This window comes from Burkholderia sp. GbtcB21, assembly GCF_019091065.1.
In the GTDB taxonomy this organism is placed as follows: Bacteria; Pseudomonadota; Gammaproteobacteria; order Burkholderiales; family Burkholderiaceae; genus Burkholderia; species Burkholderia pyrrocinia_C.
Genome location: NZ_JAGXKA010000013.1, coordinates 63,854 through 86,218, shown reverse-complemented (window position 1 = coordinate 86,218; position 22,365 = coordinate 63,854). Strand labels below are relative to the sequence as shown.

The following is a 22,365-nucleotide window of genomic DNA, read 5'->3' as shown; positions in this document are numbered from 1 at the left end:
ATGCGCCGCGCGCCCGCTTTCCGGGACGGAGAGCGGGAATCGGCGGGCAATGAACGGGAAAACGGCGATCCGGTGTCGGCGGCAAGGCCGGCGATGTCGCGATCAGGCCGGACACCGAACGAAAGACATTGTGCTGGCCGGGTGGTGCCGGCCGGCCCGCGCGCGCGAACCGGACGGCGCCGCGGCGGGCTTCAGCCCTGATCGTCCCCGGGCCACCAGGTCTTGGCCTCGCGATCGACGACGAGCGTGTCGAGATCCTTGCCTTCGAGCCATTTCGGCCGCGGGCCGCGGCCCGACCACGAGCGGCCGGTCGTCGGATCGTAGTACTTGGCAGGCGCCTTGCGTTTTCGCTGGACGATGTAGCCGAGCGCGCTCAGCACTTCCTGCTGCGTGATTCCCAGAAGCTCGACCTGTTCCTTGAAGGCCGCGAGCGCGGCCTGCTTCTCCTTCTGCTTTGCGTCCGACAGCTTGATGTTCAGGTCCCGAAGTTGTGCTTCGAGTTCCTGCAGAGCCTGGGTCATGTATTCATCCTCTTTGGGCATGTTTTTGCAAAAAACTCCGATGGCCGAACCTACCACGAAGTTCCGCCGATCGGTGCTGTCACATATGCGAATCGTTTGGCCGAGCCGGCATGGTTTGCGCGACGCGCACGAAACGACGTCGCACGTCAAAAACAGATCGGGTCGGGCCGGCAGCGCGCGGCACGCCGCGTACGAATGCACGGCGAACGGCTGCGGCAGGTCATGCGCCGCACCTGACACCGGCGCGGCATGGCGCGAATGATAGCAGTGCGCGTCGTCGTGTTGCACGAGTTGCGGGCCGGAGCCTGAACGACGTGCCCGAAGTGCCGTTTGCCGGCCGAAGCCGATGCCTGCCAGGACGCCTTACCGGCCGACGCCGTCAGCATCCCACGCGATCCGGTCGAACAGCGCGCGCAGCTTCGCGCCGCGCGCCGCATTCAGCGCGGCCGCATGCGCGACGCGTCCGGCGACATGCGCGCGAAAATCCGGGTGTGCGTCGCGATTCTGCGACGCCGGTCCGCGCCGGATGCAGTTGGTCAGGATGGCCTTCAGGAGATCGAACTCATCGCGCGCCAGATTCGGATGACGATTGACGACCACGCCGGCCAGCTGCTGCCGCGTGCCGCGCCGCATTACGCGGGTCTTGCGCAGTTGCAGCGCGAAGCCCTCCTCGAGCGCGATCGCGGCAACCCTGACCTGCAGCCGCTCGACTTCGCGCGCGAGCGCGCCGCCGCCCGAAAACGCGAGATCGTCGGCATAGCGCGTGTAGGTCGCATCGAGCGAACGCGCGAGCGCGGCGAGCCGCAGGTCGAACCGGAATGCGCCCAGGTTCGCCAGCGCCGGCGACGTCGGCGCGCCCTGCGGCAGATGCCGGTTGCGGTAGCGCTGACGGCCGATCCAGTCGAGCCGGTCGCGCAGGTCCGGCGCGAGCAGCCGCGCCGACGGCACACGGTTGGTGCACAGCCCGGTGAGCGTGCGCGCGACTTCGGCCGGATACCCGAGCGCGACGAACAGCGCATGGACCCGCGCGGCGCGCACCGACACGAAGAAATCCGCGAGATCGAAGCGGACGACGACGTCGCGATCCGCATGCGGCGCCGCAAACGACACGATCCCGCGCCCCTTGCGAAAGCCGTGTACCGCGCCGTGCGGCGCAATGCGATCGAGCAGCCCGTGCAGGATGCGGCGCTGCGCTTCGCGCAGCCGTCCCTTCGGGATCTCGACCACGCGGCACCCGCCGCTGCGCTTGTCGATCGCAACGTACGTGTAGTGATGCAGCGGCGTCGTGCCGCCGCGTGCGTCGACGCGCCAGTGGTCGGACAGCCAGTCGAGTTCCGGCACGCTCACGCCGAGCCAGCCGGCAAGATCGCCGGGCGTCGCCCATTGCGGCACGTCGCAGCCGGCAAGCGGTGCCGGCAACGGCTGCTGGACCGGCGGCCGACGCACGACGCGGATCACCGCCGGCCGGTCGTCGCCGTACCACGCGCGCACGAACCCGGGCGCATCGGCCAGGTCCGCCGCAAGCGCATCGATGTCGGCGTCGGCCCAGTTCGAGCCGAAGCGCGCGAGCGCGGCATCCGCGGTTTCGTGCGCCCACGGCGGCGCATCGCCGAGTACGACCGCCATCCGCGCAACGATGCCGCCGCGTTCGGGCGAACCGGCCAGCATCGCTTCGGCAATCACGCGGACGGTTTCGCGCAGGAATGAGTGCATAGCCAGAGATGGGCGGGACGATGAGTCAACGTGACCGGTACTGCGAGGGGCTGCGTTGCGCGACGCGCAACGGATCCCCTTGCGACGCATCGGGGTGTCGATCTCATCCACGGGGTAGCCCCGTAGTCCTGGAACATCGGCTGCCTGTTCCGGGCGTGTGCTTGACCCACCGCCCCGCGTCGGGACTTTAAAGGCCGGGACGACGGGATGTCAAACCCGGCGGGCAGGCCCGCGCCGCAGCCGCGCGCGCGACTTCGACGAAATCTTCGAGCCATTTCAGTTGCATGGCTTGGCGCCTGGGTGCGCGGGGAGATGCCGCGCGGTGTTTGCGATTCGCACTTGCGGCGAATCGGCAGGCCAGCGTCGGGCGTGCGCCGCAGGCCGCGGATGGCGCCCGATCCTACGGCACCTGCGGCGCATCGCGCAGCACCGTGCGCAACGCGGTATCGAACGGCGTCGCGTAATCGATCCCGAGTTCGCGCACGCGCGACGCGTCCAGATGGCAGTCGTACGGGCGCGGCGTCGCATCGGTCGGCTGCTCGATCGGCGCGAGCGATGCGTCGATGCCGAGCGCGGCCGCGATCCGCTGCGCGATGTCGTACTTCGTCATCGGCTCCTCGCCCGACCAATGACGGATACCCGTGATGGACGCGCCCGCGAGATGACGCAGCGTCAGGTCGCGGACGACTTGCGCGACGTCCGGCGTGTAGGTCGGATAGCGGATCGCCCATGCATCCATGCCGACCGCGTCGGCACCCGGGCGCGCGGAAGCGACGATCGCGGGGACGAGGCTCGTGACGGCCGATTCGCTCCAGTCGGCGACCGGGCCGTAAAGCAACGGCAGGCGCAGCACGCACGACAGCGGCGATGCGGCGAGGAGCGCAGCTTCGCCTTCCAGCTTCGTGCGGCCGTAGATGTTCAGCGGGTTCGGCGTGGCGTCTTCACGGTACGGGGCCGCCTTGCCGTCGAATACGTAGTCGGTGGAGATGCCCAGCGTCCATGCGCCATATCGCGCGGCGAGCGCGCCGATGCGGGCCGGCGCGGTGACGTTGATGGCGCGCGCGGCGGCCGGGTCGCGTTCGCAGACGTCGGGGCGGCGTTCGGCTGCGCAGAGGATGACGGCGGCCGGTTTGCGGGTTTCGAAGAGGTGTTCGAGGGCCGGCTGGTCGAGCGCGTCGAGTCGGGCGATGTTTTCCGGGGGCAGCGCGAGAAGTTTTGCGCCTGTGCTTTGCGGGTTCCGGATGGTCGCGAGCAGCGTCAGCGACGATTCGCGGGCCAGCGACGCGGCAACCGCGCGGCCGAGCAGGCCGGAGGCGCCGATGACGACGATGGTCGGGAGTTCGGTCGACGAAGTTGGGCTTGGCATGGGCGGCGATTCCGGTGACGTGGGGAGGCGCGAGGTCGCGTTCGGCGTTCGCGCTGCGGTCGTCCGGAGGATAGCGGAAAAGGCGCGCAACCGATCAACGACAAACGACCCTCGAACCGTACTATGCGGAATCGCCACCCGGCGCACGCTACTCCGGAGCCATCGGCGATTCGCCCGCCACCCGAAAGACAAAGCCCGGCACACTTCCGCGCGCCGGGCCTGCCACACTGCACTGAAACTTCGCGCCGCTTTACTTCCGGTCGAGCGAATACCGCCCCGGCCCGGTCAGCGCGAGCAACAGCAACCCGCCGATGATGCTGACGTTCTTGTAGAAGTTGATCATCGCCATGTACTGGTCCATGCCCTGCAGCGCCCAGTAGCGATGGCCGATCAGCGCGGTCGCGAGCGTATAGGCGGCGAACACCAGCGCGAGCGGACGCGTATAGAAGCCGATCGCGATCAGCAGGCCGCCGGCCAGTTCGACCGCCACCGCGATCACGGCCGCCAGTTCCGGCGCCGGGTTCCCCGTCGACGCCATGTACGCGACCGTGCCCGAGAAGCCGTTCAGCTTCTGCCAGCCGAACAGCACGAACAGGATCATCAACAGCACGCGAGCCGCCAGCAGCAGCTCGTCCTTCTTCGACTCCAGCGAAACGTAACGCATAGCAATCACCCTTGAATTGACGGTTTGATGCATCCGGTGCCGATGCGCGCCGAATCGGCACGCCAGGTCGGCAACGGACCACTCCTCGCACGATCGGACAGCGGACCGGACGGCCCGCCGCCGAAGAATCCGTCCGATTGCGCCGTTCCTGGCGCGCTCCGGATCGGTTCTGGCGAAGCACGGGTGCAGTCTACTGTCTCATCAGGAATCATCAATCCTCCATAAAGCGATTCGCTGTCTCAATTAAGTAGACAATCGAACGCAACAAGGCCGTTACACAGCGGATGACGGGCAGCGCAAACGACTTTCGGCCCCGTGCAGATCGCTCCGTTCTCGTGTTTCCAGATCAGGAGAACTGTTCCTCTTCTTCCTGGCCACCTTATTCAATTGATATTGTTGGCGCCAATTGACACATGCCGGTCACAACAATTCGTCTCAACAGTTATTTTTCGACATGTTCTACGCGCGGTTCATTCGCCATTGATTCGGTGTAGTAATTCGATCGTCTTTACAGTCAGCCAGTGATCTTTTTTTCGATCAAAGACACACGGATCGGGAATGAAAATTGGTAACCGGAAACGTTTCACGTACGCGTGGCCCGATATCCCATGTAGCGTGATATCGCCTACCTGACAAGTTTGCGGCTCGATACCGACCAAGCATGGCGCCTGCTCCACGCAGCCGCTCCGCCTGACGTTTAGCGGCATGGACGAAAAACTCCTCATCAAACATTCACGCTTTCAGAAAGTTTTTAATTCCATCAAAAATCCCCCAACAAATACGATTGAAATCGTGCGCTTGCGATAAAAAATCGCAATTCACCATCTCACATCCATCTGCCCATCCACAATTTCCCCAACAAACATTACAAAAAATTACGAATTAACGCCGATTTAAATATACGATGGCCCACCGATTCGTTCTTACGTTTCCCCGACGCCTCCCGTGAACCCCGGAGTGCGTCGCGCGGGAGGCAGCATGCAGGCGAATCGCGACGAGGCCGCCCGGATCATAGCGAGCGGACTCGACAGCCGTTCGTCGCAGGATCGCCTTTCAACCGGAGCCCACCCATGCCAACGAACACGCCCGTGAATAACAGCGCGAACGCGAACAGCCTGATGCAACAGGCGGCGCAATCGATCATCAACGGCTCGACCGGCAATCCGTCGATGGACGTCGGCACGCTGGTCAAGACGCTGGTGAACGCGAAGACGGCCGGCCGTGCCGCGACGCTTGCCGCGTCGCAAGCGACCGGCAGCACGCGGATTTCCGCATTCGGCGCACTGTCGTCGGCGCTGGGCGCGCTCCAGGCGGGCCTGACATCGCTGACGAACGGCGGGCTGCAGTCGACGTTCAACGCCGTCGCGAGCGGCAAGGGCCTGACCGCGACGGCGGGTGCGGGTGCGGTCGCCGGCACCTACACGATCGGCGTCACGCAGATCGCGACTGCGCAGGCGCTGTCGTCGGCGGGTTTCAACGGGACCAAGGCACTCGGCACCGGCACGCTGACGCTGTCGCTCGGCAGCCAGTCGTTCAAGGTCGAGGTCGGCAGCACGAACAACACGCTGTCGGGCATCGCGGCCGCGATCAACGCGGCGTCGAACAACCCGGGGATCAGCGCGACGGTCATCAACGGCACCGACGGCGCGCACCTCGTGCTCGCATCGTCGAAGACGGGCGCGGCGAACGCGATCAGCGTCGCGGTCGGCAACGTGGCCAACGACAACGGGCTGTCGAGCCTCGGCGTCACGTCGACGGCCGACACGGCCGGCGGCGCGTCGAAGATCGAATCGGCGAACGGCGCGGCCGCGTGGCGGCAAAGCGCGGTCGCACAGGATGCGAAGTTCACGATCAACGGGATCGCGTCGACCAGCGCGAGCAACGCGGTGTCGGGTGTGCTGACGGGCATCACGCTGAACCTGTCGGCAGCCGCGGTCAGCGCGAGCGATACGCAGACGCTGACGGTCAGCACCGACACGAAATCGCAAGCGGCGACGATCACGAATTTCGTGAGCCTGTACAACACGGTCGTCAAGACGATGGCCGCGCTGACGAGCTACACGGAAGGCGCGAGCGCACAAGGCGCGCTGATCGGCGATTCGACGTTGAACACGATCCGCAATTCGCTCGCATCGAGCGTCGCGCGCGGCGTCGACAGCGGCGGCACCGGGAAGGGCAGCGGGCACGCGAACCTGCTGTCGATCGGCATCAAGCTCGAGCGGGACGGCACGCTGAGCGTCGACAGCGCGAAGCTCGGCGACACGCTGTCCGCCAACCCGACGGCGGTCGCGCGCCTGTTCAACCCGACGCACGGGATCGGCACGCGCCTGACCGAGCAGATCACGCAATTTACGAAGAAGAACGGAATGATCGACGTGCGCACGACCGCACTGAATGCCGATCTGAAGCGCATCACGCAGCAGCAGTCCGATCTGTCCGACTACGCCGCGCAATTGACCAGGCAGTACCAGGCGCAGTTCACGGCACTCAACACGCTGATGGCCAGGATGAACTCGAACTCGCAGTACCTGACGCGTTTGTTCGGCGGCGCAAACAGCAACGGCACGCTGGCGAAAAGATGAACGGCCGGGCCTCGCGGTGACCGCTTCGGCGGTTTCCGCGCAATGGTTCGAGCCGTCAGCCGAGCCCCTCGACGCGGTCGGCGAACAAATCGATTGCACGCGACACCTGACGCCCGAAATAGCCTGGCCGTTCGCGCTCGTATGCGCGCAGCAGCGTCGTGCATTCGCGCTCGGCCCAGCGCCAGACCGGGCCCTGCTTCGCGAATACGGGATGATCGTGCAACTCCGCCGGCACCGCGTGCTCGTCCTCCCAGCCCCAGAAATACGCCTGGTACGCGCGGGCGAACGGCATCCCCAGAGTGTTCGCGACGGTCTCGTCGTGGCGCAGCGTGAAGTCGACGATCTCCTTGCGCACGCGGCCGCCGACATCGTCGTGGCGCGCTTCGATCCAGCAGTGATACCGCGCGAGGTGCGACAGATGCCGCGCGGTGCGGCGCCGCTCGCGCGTCGTGCACAGCGCGTACAGGTTGCCGCCGCCGAAATCCATCACTTCGCCGCCCGCGAACGGCCGGTAAGCCTTGCCGGTCAACAGCGTCAGCACCTGCGCGCCGACGATCGCGTAGTCGGCGCACCGCATGTAGCCGCTGCGCGTCGTCGCTTCCGATACGCTCCGATGAACGACCTCGTCGATCACGGCATGCAGCATGGCATCTACCGGCGCCGCCAGGATCGGTGGCTGGCTAGTCGTCGTCACTGGTTGCATCGGAAACGAATACGGATTCAACGGTTCATCGGTAAAAAACGCTCCGGGGCATAATATTACGAACCATTACAAGAACCGATAGACGGATTGAGCAGATTTGTATGCTTTTGTCGTGCGGTGACGGAGCGTGCCGGACAGGTCACCGGACGCCCACCGAAGCAGTACGCAGCGCGGTAGTCGGACGCGCGTCGGCACCGCGCTCGTGGAGCGCGGGCGGGTCGATTTTGTGATGCGGTGGATGAAGGCCGGACGGCGTGTCTGCGGTGGGCCGCCGTTCGTGACAACGGGCATCGTGCCCGTCCCGGCCGGCTACCGTGGGGGTGTGGTCGCGGCAGGCGGCATTGCCGCCACCGATGTATTCGGGAATCCAGATGGTTTGGTTACGTTGCGCGCCCGACACGGACGCGCGCCGGGTACATACCATCCGGGACGTTGCAGGTACGCCGTCAGCATTGCACGGCGCGACGCATTCGCAATGCATCGCGAGACGCCGATTTTTCTTGCGGCAAGCATGCGGCGCTGCCGCGCGTGTCTCGATGCACGCGTGCAAAAGCGGCCGACTGCGCGGCACGCCATCCCGTCGCGCGCCGCATGCTCCACACGGCGCGCCGCATCCGCTATTGCGCGGCGATCCGCCGGCGGAAATGCTCGGTACCGGCCACGATCTTGTCGAGTACCGCATCGAGCGCCCAGAATCGTTCGCGCACATCGTAATCGATCGCGCGGCATTTGATCGACCCGAAGGTGCCGATCCGCTGATGGTAGATCTTCGCCAGCGCCGGATAGCCCAGCGCTTCCGACACCGCCGACACGACCAGGAACGTCGACAGTTCGTCGGCCAGCGCCGGGTTCGCGTCTCCTTGCGTGCGCAACCATCGGTAGAGATCCGGATGGAAGTTGGTGAACACGCCGTTGAAGCCCGCGGACCCCGCCTTCATCGCGTCCCACGCAATCGCGGCGTTCGCGTTCAGGATCTTCAGCGGCGATCCCGCGGCGAGCGCGACCCGCCGCTTCACCGTCTCGAGGTCGCAGCTCACGTCCTTGAGCATCACGAACCGGCCCGTGTCGATGCATGCGCGCAGTTCGTCATCCGAAAGAAGCCGCCGGTAAGGCGCCGGACACTCATACAGGCCGAGCGGCAGATCCGACGGCAGTCGTGCGAGCAGCCTGTGCAGATGGTCGAGCAGCGCGGCGCTGCCCTTGCGCTGCGGATCGAGCCGGTTGGTCACGAGCACGACACCCTGCGCACCCGATTCGGCCGCCGCGCACAGCTCGGCGACCTGCGCGTCGAGATCGTCGCTGATGTGCCCCGATGCGACGACGGGCACGCGCCCGGCCACCCGCTCGACCACGAAGCGCGCCAGTTCCGCACGTTCGGCAAGACTCAGGAACTGCATCTCGCTCGATTGCGCGACCGCGAACAACGCATCCGCGCCGTGCGCCAGATACCATTCGATGAGCCGCTCGAGCCCCGCGTAGTCGATCGCGCCGGCATCGTCGAACGGCGTCAGCATCACCGGTACGATCCCCTCGATGGTCACGTTCGCTTGCTGCTGGTGTTGCATCTGTTTCTCCTTCCTTCAGTGAATGCGTGTACAAGCTGCGTGCTCAGGCCGGCAACGGTCCGTGCGCGGCATTCGCCGCCTGCTCGGGAATCGGCTTGCGCACCAGCAGCAGGTAAGCCATCGCACCGGCGAACGCGATCGCTGCGGCGGTCAGCAGCGCGGGCACGAACGACCACTTCTGCGCAATGATGCCCGTCAGGATCGGCGCGAGCGCGCCGCCGATGAAACCGCCGAAATTCTGGATCGCGCCGAGTGACGCGACACGGCTCGGCGGCGCGGCCGCCGTCGCGAGCGCCCACGAAGAGGCCGACGCCGCGTTGGCAAGAAATATCACGACCGAAATGCATGCGAGCGCAACCGCATTGCTCTGCACGAGCGCGGCCGGAATCGTGAACGCGACCATCCCGAGCATCGCGACCACCACCGCATTGCGCCGGCTCACGACCGGCGAACGGCTGCGGCGCGTAACCACGTCCGACAGCCAGCCGGCGACCAGCGAGCCGACGAACCCGCACAGGAACGGCACCGACGCGGCAAACCCGGTGCGGATCAGGCTCATGTGCCGCTCCATCGTCAAGTACCCGGGCAGCCAGGTCAGGTACACCCAGTTCAGGTACACGGAACCGAAAAAGCCGATCAGCATCCCCCAGGTCGTGCCGTGCGAGAACAGGCTGCGCCATTCGGCGAAGGTCAGCTTCGGCGCCGCGACGACGCTTTGCGCATCGGCATCGAGATAACCGCGCTCCTCCGCAGTCAGTTGCGCGCGCACCGGATCGCGGTACAGCGCAAACCAGACGACGGCGACGACGAGACCCGCTGCGCCCGTCGCAATGAACGCCCAGCGCCAGTCGAACGATGCGACGAGGATCGACAGCAGCAACGGCGCGAGCGCGGTGCCGAGCGGCGACGCGGCGTTGAAGATCCCGGTCGGCGTGCCGCGCGCACGCAGCGGGAACCAGTTGCTCACCACCCGCGCGGCCGACGGGAACTGCGGCGCCTCGCCGATGCCGAGCACGATGCGCGCGACGATGAACCAGCCGAAGGTGGACACGATGCCGCCGGCCGCCTGTGCGATCGACCAGACGATCAGCCCGATGCCGAGCAGCCGGCGCGGACCGATGCGGTCGACGAGCCCGCCGACCGGAAACTGGCACAGCGCATAGCTCCACGAGAACGCCGACAGCAGCAGCCCCATCTGCGCGAGCGACAAGCCGAGATCGCCCCGGATCGCCGAACTCGCGACGGCCAGCGTGCCGCGGTCGAGATAATTGACGATCCCGCTCGCCATCAACAGCGCGAGCGCGATGCGTTGCCCGCGCCGGATACGCGGCGGCGCGTGCGGAACAGTCTGGTTTTCGCTCATTACGTTTGTCTCCATGTCTCGGGTATCGGCCGGTTCCGGCCATTCCGTCGCTTGCGGAATTCAGGTATCCATACGTGTCACTTCTTCGCGCGTCGGGATCGAGGTTTGCGCGCCGTAGCGCGTGACGCTGATCGCGGCCGCACGCTGACCGAAGCCGATCGCGTCGTCCATCGAAGCGCCGTCTGCGCGGGCGGCCGCGAACCCGCCGACGAACGTGTCGCCGGCCGCGGTCGTATCGACGGCCGTCACCGACATCGCACGATGGCGGCCGTTCCCTGCGCTGCCGCGCCAGCACACGCCGCGCGCGCCGAGCGTGACCAGCACGTTGCCGACGCCCTTCGCGCACAGCGCATCGGCGGCGCGCACGGCCGACGCATCGTCGCCGACGGCGATGCCGGTCAGCGACTCGGCTTCGGTTTCGTTGACGACGAGGTAGTCGACTCGCGCCAGCAACGCGTCGAACAGCGGCTGCGCAGGCGCGGGATTGAGCAGCACGGGCGTGTGGTGCGCGCTTGCACAGGCAATCGCGTGCGCCACCGTCGCGATCGGCACTTCGAGCTGGCATACGAGCAGCGCCGCCCCGGCGATCGTTTCGCGCGCCGCGTCGATCCGGCCGGCATCGAGGCACGCATTCGCGCCGGGCACGACGACGATGCTGTTCGCGCCGCCGTCGTCGACCGTGATCGCGGCAACGCCGGTCGACGTGCCGCCGATGCGATGCAGGTGCGTCACGTCGATCCGTTCAGCCGCGAGCGCGCCGTGCAGGCGCGCACCGAACGCGTCGTCGCCGACGCAGCCGATCATCGCAACCGACGCACCCAGGCGCGCGGCCGCAACCGCCTGGTTCGCCCCCTTGCCGCCGTGAATGGTCTGGAATTCAGTGCCGAGCAGCGTCTCGCCCGGCACCGGCAGGCGCGGCGCACGCGTGACGAGGTCGATGTTCACGCTGCCGACGACAGCGATATGCGGTGAACGGGCGCTGTTCATTTCTCGATGTAACCGCTTACATTTGAGGTGGACAAAACGGCCGGGAAGGCCGTCGTCGATGAAAATTCCGCAATACGGATGAAGTATGGGTCTGACATAATATGGAACAGCATCAAGATAGCGCTTACATTCTCACAGGATCGAATCGGGATGCAAGCGGGACCACCATGAATCGAGGGTAAACAATGACGCTTTTGACAGCGCGCGGCGTCGGCACCACCGCCACGCCGGGAGACGGCCGATGAGCACGCCCCCGCCCCGCGGCGGCGCGACGCGGGCGCGACGCGGCAGCGGCCGCTCGGTGCTCGGTGACGTCGCGAAGCTGGCCGGCGTGTCGACCGCGACCGTCTCGCGCGTCTACAACGATCCCGGCAAGGTGTCGGCCGACGTGCAGCAGCGCGTGCGCGACGCGGCGCGCGCACTGAACTGGATTCCGAATGCGGCCGGCCGCGCGCTCGCGTCCACGCGCACCCACATCACCGGCGCGATCATTCCGACGCTCGACGACCAGGTGTTCGCGTCGCAGGTCGCGGGCATGCAGACCGTCATGGCCGAGCACGGCATCACGCTGTTTCTCGGCTGCTCGAACTACGATCCCGCGCAGGCGCTGGCGCAGGTGCGTGCGATGCTGTCGCGCGGCGTCGAAGCCGTATCGCTGGTCGGTGAAGCGTATCCGCCGGAATTGTTCGAACTGCTTGCGATGCACGGCGTGCCGTACGTCGTCACGTACGCGTATCGCGACGACAGCCCGCACTGCTGCATCGGCTTCGACAACCGCGCGGCGTTCGCGCGGCTCACCACGCACCTGCTCGACCTCGGCCACCGCGATTTCGCGATCATCATGCAGCCGTCGGCCGACAACGACCGTGTGCAGGCTCGCCTGCGCGGCATTCACGACACGCTTGCCGCGCACGGGCTCGCGGTGCGCCCCGTGCATCAGCACGAAGGCGCGGCCACGATCGCGTTCGGGCGGGCGAGCCTGCGCGCGATCGCCGACAGCGACGCGGCGACGCGGCCGACGGCCGTGATTTGCGGCAACGACGCGCTCGCGCTCGGCGCGTTGCTCGAGGCGCAGGCGCTCGGCATCGACGTGCCCGCGCAATTGTCGATCACCGGGTTCGACGACATCGCGCTCGCGCGCGAGATCCGGCCGCCGCTGACGACGATGTGGGTCGACACCGATGCGATCGGGCGGCAGGCCGCACATGCGTTGCTCGACGCGCTCGAGAACGGTGCAACGGGGCCCGGTCGAGCCGTCATGCCGGAGTTGCGGATACGGGAATCGGCCGCGCCGCCGAAGCAGGCGCAGGCGAGCGCATCGCGCAAAGAATGAAGACGCGTCGAGCGGCTCCGGCCGCCCCGCGCGCTCACTGCATCACGTCGATCGGCAGCGTCTTGTCGAGATTGTCGTGCCACGCCTGGATGGTCTTCGGCACGGTTTTCTTCCACGCCTGCGCGTTCGAGTAATAACGCATCCGGACCTTGTTCTGCGCATCGAACACGAGCAGCCCGATCCACAGATCGGTGCCGCGGCTCATCACGATCGCCGCGTTCGTCGTCGCGATGCCGCGCACCCAGTACGACTTCACGCGCGCGTTGAGTCCGTCGAGATCCTTTTCGTCGGCGCTGTAATTGACCATGTCGACGAGCGTCGGGTAGTCGGCGCCAAGCAGCTTGTGCGCGATCGCGTTCTGCGTCGCGTCGGTCACGACCTTGAGGGACAGCAGGTCGGCCTGCGGCTTGGCCTGGAACTGCGACGCAGTCACGTAGTCGCCCGCGTAGACGACGCCCGCGCCGGCGCCGCAATCGAAATCCGCACCCTGTTGCGTGACGCGGATGCGTCCGCCCTTCCGGTCGAAATCGAGCCGGCATTTGTCCTTGCGGTAGGTGCCGCTGTCGCCGTGCAGCACGATGTCGCCGTCGAGCCCGCCGGTATTCGCGCCGTTGTTGGCGCTCAATTCGAAATGCAGCCGAGGTGCGGTGCCGGTCAACGTCAGCACGCCGCCGAACGACGGGTTGTCGCTCGTCAGGTACCACGTCTGCTGCCAGCGGTCGGCGGCAAGCGGCGTACCGTTCAGGCTCGCGAGCCGTTCGCGATAGCGGTCGCCGAGGCACGGTGCATCGTTGCCGCACTGGTCGCGCTGCTTGAGCCACTTCAACTGCGCGGCCTTCAGCGCGGCCGTATCGCCGCCTTTCGCGAGTGCCTTCTTCCACGCAGCCGCCAGGTCGCCGTCGAGCTTCGACAGCGCAGTGTCGGCGCAGATCGTCTTCTCGGTCGGCGAAGCGGCCTTCGCACAGTCGAAGCCGGCCGCATGCGCGGCGATCGGCAACAGCGTCAGCAGCGCGGCCGCCGCGATGGATCGCAGGCGCATGTACCGCGCATCACCTGCGGGAGTCGCGGTTTGCCCGCGCGCGTTCGATCGGTTCTGGATGGTCATCGGCTTGGATCGTCGCTGGGTCGCGCGCCTGTAGAAGCTACCTGCACGCGACATTCAAGGTAAAAACGCCCGGCCCGACATGCGACGCATGCCGTCGCCCGCCGAAGCGTAACCCGAATGCGCGACGCCGATCAATCGACGTTCGATGCCAGCGCAACCATTCCGGCGGCCACGCTGCGTTGCACGATGCCTTCGCGCAATGCGGCTTCCACGGCAGCATCGATGATCCCGATGAACACCATTACGCCATCGCGTTCGTGCGCGGGTGCGGTAGGCGGCACCTGCGCGGCATCCAACGTCGAAGCCGGTTACGGTGCGAGCAGGCGTCAGCCGTCGAACGGCACAACCTCGTAACTCGTGCTCCGCCCGCCGGACGACGAGCGACGCAGCACACCGTGCTCGACGAGTTCCGTGATGTCGCGCAGCGCCGTATCTTGCGAACACTTTGCGAGAGCCGCCCACTTGGTGGTCGTCAACTTCCCTTCGAAGCCGTCGAGCAGGCGATTCATGACCTTGACCTGACGCTCGTTCATCGCGAAGCCCGCACATCGCTGCCAGAAGCGCGCCTTGACCAGGACCGCGTCGAGCGTCGTGTGTGCGTGATCGACGGCCCTGCCGAGTGCATTCAAGAACCACGCGAGCCATTCGGTGACGTCGAGCGAACCGCGCTGCGTACGCTCCAGCACGTCGTAGTACGCGTTACGCTCGCGCTGGATTTGCGCCGACAGGCTATAGAAGCGCTGCGGACTCCGATCGGCGCGCGCCAGGACCAGATCCCCGAGCGCTCGCGCGATACGGCCGTTGCCGTCGTCGAACGGGTGAAGCGTGACGAACCACAGATGGGCCAGGCCGGCGCGGATCAGCAAGGGCTCGACCGGCGCGGCATTGAGCCACGCGAGAAAGCGCCCGACCTCGTTCGCCAGACGCGCGGCGGGCGGTGCTTCGAAATGCACGCGCTGTCGGCCGATCGGCCCGGACACCACCTGCATCGGCCCGCTTGCATCCGTACGCCATGCGCCGACCGCGATCCGCGACATCCCGGAATAGCCGGTAGGGAAAAGGGCGGCGTGCCATCCGAACAGACGGTTTTCGGTCACCGGTGCCGCCGCATGGGTCGTCGCATCCAGCACCATGTCGACCACGCCCTCGACGTGGCGATCGACCGGTGCCAGCGCGCCGATATCGACCCCGAGCCGGCGTGCAATCGACGATCGGACCGATGCGACGCTCAGGTTTTCGCCCTCGATGGCGCTGGTCTTGACGACGTCCTCCGTCAGCGCGACCAGGCTGGCCTCATCGCGCAGCGCCAGGCCGATATCCGCCAGCCGCCCGGCCAGCATGCCTTGCGCACGGCTGACGTCGGCGAGTAACGTGGCGAGTGCCGGGAGGTCGAAGCGCCACGCGGGCCAGTCGGCCGCCTCCCAGATGAAGGTGTAATCTCCGCTCATGATGCGGAGATTATCCCACCGATCCACCGCATGGCTCAATATTCTCCGCAATTTATGCGGAGAATATTGCCCCCATTCACCGCACGCTGCCCGCTACCGCCGCCTGCCCGCCCCGCCCTTCGCCGCCGGCGCAGCCTCGCCAAGCCGTTCCGCGAGAAACCCGATGAACGTGCGCAGCGTGACGAATCCTTCGCGGTGCTGCGGAAACACCGCATTGAGCGTGATCGGCGACGGCGCATACGCATCGAGCACCGGCACGAGCGCGCCGCTGTCGAGCGCCGCGCCGACGATGAAGTGCGGCAGCAGCACGATGCCGAGCCCCGCGATTGCCGCGTCGCGCACCACTTCGCCATTGTTCGCGACGAGCGGCCCCTGCACGTCGAACGTGCGCGCCGCGCCGTCGACGCGGAATTCCCAGCCGACGCGCCGCTCGCGCCCGTACAGCAGGCACGTATGGCCGGCGAGATCGGCCGGTGTTTCGGGCGTGCCCTGCCGCTTCAGATAGGCAGGGCTCGCGCACGCGATCATCCGCCACGCGCCGAGCGGGCGCGCGATCAACGTCGAATCCTCGAGCGAGCCGATCCGCAGCACGAGATCGAAGCCCTCGCCGATCAGGTCGACGCGCCGGTCGGTCAGGTCGAGATTCAACCGCACGGCCGGGTGCGCGGACAGGAATTCGGCGATCAGCGGCGACACATGCGTGATCCCGAACGACAGCGGCGCGCTGATCTTCAGCGAACCGTGCAGCTCGGTGCTGCGCACCGACATTGCCTGCTCGGCGTCGGCGATCTCGGCAAGGATCCGCTGCGCCCGTACATAAAACTCCTGCCCCGATTCGGTCACTGCGAGATTGCGCGTGTTGCGGTGCAGAAGCCGCACGCCGAGCGACGCCTCGAGCGCCATCGTGCGCCGACTGACGAACTGCTTGGACAGCATCAGCTGGTCGGCCGCCGCCGTGAAGCTGCCCGCGTCGACCGTCGCGACGAAGATCCGCAAGTCGTTGAGTTCCATATTGTCCACTCCATAGCGACAGTCATTATCTCTTCAGCCATTTATTTGTCAAATCGATTGACCTAAGATTCATCTCAACGAACGGCCGGACCCACTTTCGAGGCCCGGCGACTTCAAGGACAGAAATCATGATCGAAATCCGTGCAGCAAACCAACGTGGCCGTGCGGAGCATGGCTGGCTCAGCTCCCGTCATACGTTTTCGTTCGCGAATTACTACGATCCGAAGCAAGTCGGCTTCTCCGACCTGCTCGTGATCAACGACGACCGCGTCGCACCGGGCCGCGGCTTCGGCACGCACCCGCACCGCGACATGGAGATCCTGTCGTACGTGCTCGACGGCGCGCTGGAACACAAGGACTCGATGGGCACCGGGTCGGTGATCGTGCCGGGCGACGTGCAGTTGATGAGCGCGGGCACGGGCGTACGCCACAGCGAGTTCAACCACTCGCCGGACACCGGGGTCCACTTCCTGCAGATCTGGGTCGGGCCGGCCGAAAAGGGTGCCGAGCCGCGTTATCAGCAGACGAACGTCGCGGCCGACGACAAGCGCGGCAAGCTCACGCTGGTCGTGTCGCCGAACGGCGACGCCGGTTCGCTGAAGATCCGGCAGGACACGCGGATCTACGCGGGCCTGTTCGACGGCGATGAGAGCGCGACGCTGGAACTGGCACCGGACCGCTTCGCGTACGTGCACGTTGCACGCGGCAGCGTGACGGTCAACGGCGTGACGCTCGGCGAAGGCGACGGCGCACGCATCCGCGGCGAACAGGCGCTGACGCTCGCCGACGGCAATGATGCCGAAGTGCTGGTGTTCGACCTGCGCCCGGTCGAAGTGACGGCCGAGTGGGCATAACGCCCGTTCGGGAAACCGGGCCCCGCCGAACGCGGGGCCCTTTTAATCGGAGATTCGCATCATGGCCAAGGTACTCGTTCTTTACTACTCGTCCTACGGGCACGTCGAAACGATGGCGCAACACGTCGCGGAAGGCGCGAAATCGGTGCCCGGCGTCGAAGTCGCGCTCAAGCGCGTGCCGGAAACGATCCCCGTGGACCAGGCCAGGGCGATCGGCGTGAAGGTCGACCAGGCCGCACCGGTCGCCACGGTGGACGAACTCGCCGATTACGACGCGATCATCTTCGGCACGCCGACCCGCTTCGGCAACATGGCCGGCCAGATGCGCACGTTCCTCGACCAGACCGGCGGCCTGTGGATGAAGGGCGCGCTCGTCGGCAAGATCGGCAGCGTGTTCGCGTCGACCGGCACGCAGCACGGCGGCCAGGAAACGACGATCACGTCGTTCCACACGACGCTGCTGCACCAGGGGATGGTGATCGTAGGCGTGCCGTATGCGTGCAGCGGGCTCGTCAACATGAACGAAATCACCGGCGGCACGCCGTACGGCGCGACGACGCTCGCAGGTGCGGACGGCAGCCGCCAGCCGAGCGCGAACGAACTCGAAATCGCGCGCTACCAGGGCAAGCACGTCGCGGAACTCGCGAGCAAGCTCGCGTCGTAACGCGTCGCGCCATCCGGGAATCCGCCGGCCGCACACGGTCCGACAATCCCGGAAAACCGCACACGAACGGACGGCGCCGGGGCAACCCGGCGCCGTCCGTTCGTGCGTGTTTGCCGGCCGTTACTGCCCGGAAGCCGGCGCGGCGGGCGCCGCCTTCATCGCGGGCGCCTTCTGCACGGCGTTCTGCGGATAATTGCTCTGGTCGTTGGTCAGCCGGTAGCCGCTGCCGGTGCCGATCGCCTTCAGGTCCGACGCGTGGCGTGCCCGTGCCGCCTTGCGCGCCGCCTTCTTCTGCGCCTTGTCGAGCTGCTTCTGCGTCGGCGCGGACGCCGGATCCTGCGCGTATGCCGCCGGCGCGGCGGTCAACAGCAGACCGAACGACGCCGTTACTGCTGCTGCCACTGAAACCACGCGAGACTTCTTCATGGCCGGATCTCCTTGTCGATTGTTGGGTGTGGGTCGAATATCAGCGCGCACGCGACGGCTTGCGACAACGGCGCCGATGCAACGTTAGCCGATCGCTGCGCAAATGTCCGCGTGCGTTCCTGAATTCTCCTGATAACGACAGCGATACATGGGCGCCGGGCACGCCGTCGGGTCGGCATGCCGTCCGCGCCCGTCAGGGAAACCGATAACCCCGCAGCAGCCCGCGCTCAGACCCAGCGCGACAGCACCGGCAGCAGGATCGGCACGACGAAGGCAGTCAGCACACCGTTCAGCCCCATCCCGAGCCCGGCGAACGCGCCGGCCTCCTCGCTGACCTGGAACGCGCGCGCGGTGCCGATCCCGTGCGACGCGACGCCGAGCGCGAAGCCGCGCACGGCCGGCTCGTCGATCCGCAGCGCGTTGAGGATTCCGCGTGCGCACACGGCACCGAAGATCCCGGTCGAGATCACGAGCACGGCGGTCAGCGACGGAATGCCGCCGATCTCCGCGGCGACGGCCATCGCGATCGGCGTCGTCGCCGATTTCGGCGCGAGCGACGCGATCGTCTGGTGCGATGCGCCGAACAGCGCGGCGATGCCGACCGCCGACACGATCGCGGTCAGCGAGCCCGCGAGCAGGCCGGCGAGCAGCGGCAGCGCGCTGCGCCGCAGCTTGGACCACTGCCGGTACAGCGGCAGCGCGAGCGCGACGGTCGCGGGGCCGAGCAGGAAATGGACGAACTGCGCGCCTTCGAAATAGGTCGGATACGGCGTATGCGTGATCGTCAGCAGCACGACGATCAGCGCGACCGCGATCAGCACGGGGTTCGCGAGCGGGTTGAAGCGCGCCCGTGCATAAACGGCCTGCGCGAACAGATAGGCGATCAACGTGATGGTCAGGCCCAGCAGCGGGGTCGCGGCGAGATAGACCCAGATCGCGCCGAGTTTCGGGAACGCCGTCATTGCGTGCGCTCCGCGGTGCCGTCCGCGCGGCGCTGGCGCCGCAGCAGCGCTCGCGTGACGAGCGCCGTCACGGCGATCGCGAGCGTGGTGCTCACCGCCAGCGCGACGACGACCGCCACCGCATCGCCGCGCACGCGGTCGGCCGACACCATGATGCCGACGCCGGCCGGCACGAACAGCAGCGACAGGTGGCGCAGCAGCTCGAGCGCGGTCGGCTCGATCGCGTCGGCCACCTGCGGACGCAGCATCACGAAGCCGAACAGCAGCAGCATGCCGATCACCGGACCCGGCACCGGCAGGGCGAACAGATAGGACACGCCTTCCCCTAGACACTGGAAGACCAGCAAGACCGCGAACGCCTGCAGCATGAACCGCTTCTCCAGAAGGTGGCCGCGAGTCCGCGCGGCCGCCGGGCCGGCGGCTTGCGGCGCCGGCGTGAACGATATGCGCGATCGTACCAACAATGCCTGCGAGCGGTCGCGACGGCGCAATCGCACGATCGCGCTTCGGTCGTTTCAATCCGGTCGGATCAAGAGATCAGGCGGAACCGGGCGAGACGAAGGAGCGATAGCGCGACGGTCCGGACGCGAGTGGTGGCGCCATTCACCGCGCCCGTCGTCCGTATGCAAAAACGGCGGGCATGAGCCCGCCGCTTCGTCGTTCGCATTCGAATGCATTCTTTCGAATTCGAATGCCACCCGCCACGTTACTTCAGCCGCGTCGCGATTTCATTCGCCAGCGCCTTCGTCGCGGCCTTCGTCGGTGCATCCGTGGCCAGCGCGTTCAGCAGACCGAAATCATGAATCGTGCCGTCGTAGCGCGTGGTCGTCGCGTCGACACCGGCCGCGTCGAGCTTGCGGCCGTACGCTTCGCCTTCGTCGCGCAGCACGTCGAACTGCGCGACCTGGATCAGCGCGGGCGGCAGGCCCTTCAACTGCGCGGTGCTCGCGCGCAGCGGCGACGCGTAGATCTCGTTGCGTTGCGCTTCGTTCTTCGTATAGGCATCCCAGAACCACTTCATCATCGGCCGCGTCAGGAAGTGGCCCTGCTGATACGCGTTGTACGAGCCCGTGTTGAAGTTGTGGTCCGTGACGGGCCACATCAGGCCCTGGAAGCGGATCGCGGGGCCGCCCTTGTCCTTCGCCATCAGCGACACCACGGCCGCCATGTTCCCGCCGACGCTGTTGCCGACCACCGCGAGGCGGCTGCCGTCGACGCCGATCTCCGCACCATGCGCGGCTACCCACTTCGTCGCCGCATACGCCTGGTTGACCGCGACCGGGTAATGCGCTTCCGGCGACGGCGTGTAATTCACGAACACCGCGACCGCCCCCGATTGCACGACGAGATCGCGCACGAGGCGTTCATGCGTCGGGAAGTCGCCGAGAATCCAGCCGCCGCCGTGGAAGAACATGAACACCGGCAGCGTGCCCGTCGCGCCTTGCGGGCGAACGATCGTGATCGGCACCGACAAGCCGTCCTGCTGGATCGTGCGGTTCGACACGTCGATGCCCGACAGGTCGACCTTCGCGCCGTTCTGCGCATCGACCAGCACCTGGCGCGCCTTCGCGGGGCTCAACGTTTCGAGGCCGGGGCCCTTCTGGCCGTTCAGCGCGGCGAGGAACCCGCTCGTCGCCGCATCAGGCCGGACGGCTTCGGCGCCGGCAGCGAATGCGCCGGACGCGGTGGACAACGCGGCTGCAACGGCGGCGGCGATCAGCAGCGGCTTGACGATCTTCATGATGAAACTCCTTGGCTTAACCGGTGAATGGCGATCAATGGTTCGTAGTACGTGCGATCAGACGAGCGTCAACGTGACGTCGATGTTGCCGCGCGTCGCGTTCGAGTACGGGCAGACGATGTGTGCACGGTCGATCAATGTTTGCGCGGTGTCGCGATCGAGGCCGGGCAGCGAGATCTTCAGTTCGACTTCGATGCCGAAGCCGTTCGGGATCGCGCCGATGCCGACGCTGCCTTCGATGGCGGCATCCGCGGGAATCGCGATCTTGTCGCGGGCCGCGACGAACTTCATCGCGCCGATGAAGCACGCGCTATAGCCGGCCGCGAACAGTTGCTCGGGGTTCGCGCCTGCGCCGCCCGCGCCGCCGAGTTCGCGCGGCGTGGTCAGCTTCAGGTCCAGGCCGCTTTCGGGCACCGTGGCACGGCCGTCGCGGCCGCCGGTGGCTTTTGCATGGGCGCGGTACAGCACTTTTTCGATCGACATGACAGACTCCTTTTCAATCAGTGAGTGAAACAGCCTTCCAACCCGGGACCGCACGCCGAAAGCCTTGCCGCCGACGTCACGTTTGTTTATCTACTCATAGATAGATAAACATCCCCAAAAAATGCAGGCGGTCGATCCACCTGCCCCGATTATCTATCTACCAACAGATAGACAACAAACCCCAACAAAAGGCGGCGAACCGCCTGACCGCTTGCCCCGTCCGTCAGGACCGGGTTTTCCAGGCGGCCTCGACATCCTCGAGACGCGCCCGTGTGTGAAACAGCCGGCTGGCCAGCACGCTGCCCTGGAACGCCGCGTACAATGCGCGCGCCGCCGTTTCGGGCTTGCCGCTGAACTGCAGCGTGCGTTCCTTCGCGCCCTGCGCCAGCAATTCCGCGAGCCAGTTCTCGTTGGCCTTGAAGAATGCCTGCACGGCCTGCCGCACGTTCTCCGGCAACGATTCGATGTCGGCCGCGAGCATCCCGCACAGGCAGATCTGGTTGCCGTCGCCGAGCGTCCGGCCGAACAGCTTCGTATACAGGCTCAGCTTCACGTCGGCCGGCAACGCCGGATCGATCGCCCGCATGGCCGCGAGGACTTCGTCGCTATACGCCGCTACCGCTTCCAGCACGAGGTCGTCCTTCGACGGGAAGTAGTAGTGGATGCTCGACGTCTTCACGCCCACCAGGTCGGACAGGTCTCGATAGCTGAAGCCGTTGTAACCGCGCAGCATCATCAGCGTGATCGCGTGGTCGAGAATCTGTTCGCGGACGGTCGGTTTCGTTTCCATGGATCGAACTTTATCTACTCATAGATAGACAGTCAAGGACTTTTTTTAGGGCTGAATGAAAAGCCTCGAAAACCGGAAGCGCGG

22 protein-coding genes are annotated in these 22,365 nt (G+C 66.5%); 4 read left to right on the top strand and 18 right to left on the bottom strand.

All coding sequences use genetic code 11. The features are described 5' to 3' along the window. Nucleotides 1-191: 191 nt before the first annotated feature. From KVT39_RS25850 to KVT39_RS25835, 4 genes are all read right to left on the bottom strand, one after another. Complete coding sequence (locus tag KVT39_RS25850; RefSeq protein ID WP_034182616.1) at nt 192-521, bottom strand: H-NS family nucleoid-associated regulatory protein; 330 nt, start codon at nt 519-521, stop codon at nt 192-194. Nucleotides 522-884: 363 nt separating this feature from the next. Then, on the bottom strand, nt 885-2,234 hold the full coding sequence (locus KVT39_RS25845; RefSeq protein WP_254640641.1) for a reverse transcriptase family protein: 1,350 nt from the start codon (nt 2,232-2,234) through the stop codon (nt 885-887). A gap of 400 nt (nt 2,235-2,634) precedes the next feature. Then, on the bottom strand, nt 2,635-3,600 hold the full coding sequence (locus KVT39_RS25840) for an SDR family oxidoreductase (RefSeq protein WP_217590493.1): 966 nt from the start codon (nt 3,598-3,600) through the stop codon (nt 2,635-2,637). A 250-nt stretch (nt 3,601-3,850) separates the two neighbouring features. Beyond that, entirely contained in the window at nt 3,851-4,264 is a 414-nt protein-coding gene (locus tag KVT39_RS25835; protein WP_034182511.1) for a DoxX family protein, read from the bottom strand. Between the two features lie 1,070 nt (nt 4,265-5,334). On the opposite strand from KVT39_RS25835, the gene fliD reads away from it, so the two are divergent. After that, the gene (gene fliD / locus KVT39_RS25830; RefSeq protein ID WP_217590492.1) at nt 5,335-6,846 is read left to right on the top strand and encodes a flagellar filament capping protein FliD; all 1,512 of its coding nucleotides are present in this window, start codon (nt 5,335-5,337) and stop codon (nt 6,844-6,846) included. A gap of 55 nt (nt 6,847-6,901) precedes the next feature. On the opposite strand, the gene KVT39_RS25825 is transcribed toward fliD, so the two are convergent. From KVT39_RS25825 to rbsK, 4 genes are all read right to left on the bottom strand, one after another. Beyond that, nucleotides 6,902-7,549 carry a hypothetical protein gene (locus tag KVT39_RS25825; RefSeq protein WP_034182617.1) on the bottom strand — a complete coding sequence of 216 codons (648 nt, stop codon included), beginning with the start codon at nt 7,547-7,549 and terminating at the stop codon, nt 6,902-6,904. Nucleotides 7,550-8,166: 617 nt separating this feature from the next. Further along, nucleotides 8,167-9,114 carry a dihydrodipicolinate synthase family protein gene (locus KVT39_RS25820; RefSeq protein WP_034182513.1) on the bottom strand — a complete coding sequence of 316 codons (948 nt, stop codon included), beginning with the start codon at nt 9,112-9,114 and terminating at the stop codon, nt 8,167-8,169. A 43-nt stretch (nt 9,115-9,157) separates the two neighbouring features. Next, on the bottom strand, nt 9,158-10,477 hold the full coding sequence (locus tag KVT39_RS25815) for an MFS transporter (RefSeq protein WP_131949391.1): 1,320 nt from the start codon (nt 10,475-10,477) through the stop codon (nt 9,158-9,160). A 60-nt stretch (nt 10,478-10,537) separates the two neighbouring features. Then, nucleotides 10,538-11,464 (bottom strand): ribokinase, encoded by a 927-nt coding sequence (gene rbsK, locus KVT39_RS25810; protein ID WP_105391982.1) that lies wholly within the window; start codon nt 11,462-11,464, stop codon nt 10,538-10,540. A 241-nt stretch (nt 11,465-11,705) separates the two neighbouring features. On the opposite strand from rbsK, the gene KVT39_RS25805 reads away from it, so the two are divergent. Beyond that, nucleotides 11,706-12,797, top strand: a complete 1,092-nt coding sequence (locus KVT39_RS25805) for a LacI family DNA-binding transcriptional regulator (RefSeq protein WP_217590491.1) — start codon at nt 11,706-11,708, stop codon at nt 12,795-12,797. A 34-nt stretch (nt 12,798-12,831) separates the two neighbouring features. Here the strand turns inward: KVT39_RS25805 and KVT39_RS25800 are convergent, their stop codons facing one another. The 4 genes from KVT39_RS25800 to KVT39_RS25785 form a co-directional block, all read right to left on the bottom strand. Beyond that, nucleotides 12,832-13,836 (bottom strand): lysozyme inhibitor LprI family protein, encoded by a 1,005-nt coding sequence (locus KVT39_RS25800; protein ID WP_254640640.1) that lies wholly within the window; start codon nt 13,834-13,836, stop codon nt 12,832-12,834. 197 nt (nt 13,837-14,033) lie between these two features. Next, nucleotides 14,034-14,198: a hypothetical protein gene (locus KVT39_RS25795; RefSeq protein ID WP_217590489.1), complete on the bottom strand. Its 165-nt coding sequence runs from the start codon at nt 14,196-14,198 to the stop codon at nt 14,034-14,036. Between the two features lie 30 nt (nt 14,199-14,228). Next, nucleotides 14,229-15,350 carry a Fic family protein gene (locus KVT39_RS25790; RefSeq protein ID WP_208448938.1) on the bottom strand — a complete coding sequence of 374 codons (1,122 nt, stop codon included), beginning with the start codon at nt 15,348-15,350 and terminating at the stop codon, nt 14,229-14,231. 93 nt (nt 15,351-15,443) lie between these two features. Beyond that, a complete protein-coding gene (locus KVT39_RS25785) occupies nt 15,444-16,361 on the bottom strand; it encodes a LysR family transcriptional regulator (protein ID WP_105391979.1) in 918 nt (305 codons plus the stop codon). 128 nt (nt 16,362-16,489) lie between these two features. Between KVT39_RS25785 and KVT39_RS25780 the strand changes: the two genes are divergently transcribed. Together KVT39_RS25780 and wrbA are read left to right on the top strand one after the other, a co-directional pair. Beyond that, nucleotides 16,490-17,215, top strand: a complete 726-nt coding sequence (locus KVT39_RS25780) for a pirin family protein (RefSeq protein ID WP_217590488.1) — start codon at nt 16,490-16,492, stop codon at nt 17,213-17,215. 61 nt (nt 17,216-17,276) lie between these two features. Then, entirely contained in the window at nt 17,277-17,879 is a 603-nt protein-coding gene (gene wrbA, locus KVT39_RS25775) for an NAD(P)H:quinone oxidoreductase (RefSeq protein WP_034182519.1), read from the top strand. Between the two features lie 120 nt (nt 17,880-17,999). Here wrbA and KVT39_RS25770 read toward each other — a convergent pair whose 3' ends face one another. The 6 genes from KVT39_RS25770 to KVT39_RS25745 all read right to left on the bottom strand — a co-directional run bounded on the left by KVT39_RS25770 (nt 18,000) and on the right by KVT39_RS25745 (nt 22,281). After that, nucleotides 18,000-18,305: a hypothetical protein gene (locus KVT39_RS25770; protein ID WP_131949396.1), complete on the bottom strand. Its 306-nt coding sequence runs from the start codon at nt 18,303-18,305 to the stop codon at nt 18,000-18,002. 227 nt (nt 18,306-18,532) lie between these two features. Then, complete coding sequence (locus KVT39_RS25765; RefSeq protein WP_105391978.1) at nt 18,533-19,267, bottom strand: LrgB family protein; 735 nt, start codon at nt 19,265-19,267, stop codon at nt 18,533-18,535. Beyond that, complete coding sequence (locus tag KVT39_RS25760; protein WP_034182620.1) at nt 19,264-19,635, bottom strand: CidA/LrgA family protein; 372 nt, start codon at nt 19,633-19,635, stop codon at nt 19,264-19,266. Before KVT39_RS25760 ends, KVT39_RS25765 begins: the two co-directional genes overlap by 4 nt. Before the next feature lie 338 nt (nt 19,636-19,973). Further along, entirely contained in the window at nt 19,974-21,008 is a 1,035-nt protein-coding gene (locus tag KVT39_RS25755) for an alpha/beta hydrolase (protein WP_217590487.1), read from the bottom strand. Between the two features lie 57 nt (nt 21,009-21,065). Beyond that, nucleotides 21,066-21,491: an organic hydroperoxide resistance protein gene (locus KVT39_RS25750; RefSeq protein WP_105391976.1), complete on the bottom strand. Its 426-nt coding sequence runs from the start codon at nt 21,489-21,491 to the stop codon at nt 21,066-21,068. Nucleotides 21,492-21,714: 223 nt separating this feature from the next. Further along, nucleotides 21,715-22,281, bottom strand: coding sequence for a TetR/AcrR family transcriptional regulator (locus KVT39_RS25745; protein WP_217590486.1), 567 nt, complete (start codon nt 22,279-22,281; stop codon nt 21,715-21,717). Between the last annotated feature and the right edge of the window lie 84 nt (nt 22,282-22,365).